At 58.8% G+C, this 1,057-nt stretch carries 1 pseudogene; it reads left to right on the top strand.

Features of this window, described 5'->3' with window-relative positions:
• Nucleotides 1–356: 356 nt before the first annotated feature.
• Nucleotides 357–983: pseudogene (locus tag AWB81_RS43420) on the top strand (IS30 family transposase); the annotation flags it as partial.
• Between the last annotated feature and the right edge of the window lie 74 nt (nt 984–1,057).

The following is a 1,057-nucleotide window of genomic DNA, read 5'->3' as shown; positions in this document are numbered from 1 at the left end:
TTACCGAGAACTGGATCGGCGCTCACGAACGCCAAGATGAGACCGTGAGAAAGGCGCAAGAACTCGGCACTCTCGAGTACTGTCCCCACAATTTGAAAAATGAAGACACCAACGGTTGCTTCATATCGAGGCTCAATCACACGGCTTCAATACCCGCTGCCTACGCTTCAAGTAGTGCGTTACCGCACTCGCATGCAAGGCTCGCTTCCGGCTGGTGGTTAGCCTTTACCGGGAGGGCGTCGAACCCTCTGGACTCCAATGATTGGTTTCTGTCACCTACGACTTCCCCCAATCCCAGGCTTCGCCTGGCGCTATCAAAAGCGAAGTGCAACACCTATCTCGTATAAGGTGTCGCAATGCCCGACCAAACTTCGTACCAACAGCTTCAACCTGAAGAACGCCTCGCCATCGCAAGCCTGCGGCTACAGGACGTGAGTATCCGGGCCATGGCCCGAATACTCGGGCGCTCGCCGGCCACCGTGAGCCGTGAACTGACTCGAAACAGCGCGGGGAACTGCGCCGTCAGCTCATTGCCTGCCTGCGCCACAGCCACAGCACGCGTATGCCGCGCACCCGCGGCACAGACAGGCGCGGACAGATTCCGGATATGGTCAGCATTCATGTGCGGCCGCCCGCAATCGAAGACCGACTGCTGCCTGGTCATTGGGGAAGGCGACTTCATCAAGGGCGCCGGCAACCAATCTTCGGTAGGCGTTCTGGTCGAACGGACCAGCCGCCTGGTGCTGCTCGCCAAGATGGAAGATGCCACCGCCGCTTCAGCGTTGGCGGGCTTCTCTGCCAAACTCAACTCGATTGCCGCGCCGTTGCGACAAACCTTCACCTACGACCAGGGCAAAGAAATGTCGCGGCGTCAAGAACTCACTGCTGCCACTGGCGTGCGCGTCTACTTCTGCGACCCGCACAGCCCCTGGCAGCGCGGGACCTGCGAAAACACCAACGGATTGCTTCGTCAATATTTACCTAATATAGATAGTCCGTCCCGCCTTCCGTGATACTGGTCACAGCTGGCAGGTACTGCCAGCGAAAGCGGGACATG

This window comes from Caballeronia arationis (genome assembly GCF_001544975.2).
GTDB lineage: Bacteria > Pseudomonadota > Gammaproteobacteria > Burkholderiales > Burkholderiaceae > Caballeronia > Caballeronia arationis.
This window is presented reverse-complemented; position numbering and strand designations above follow the sequence as displayed.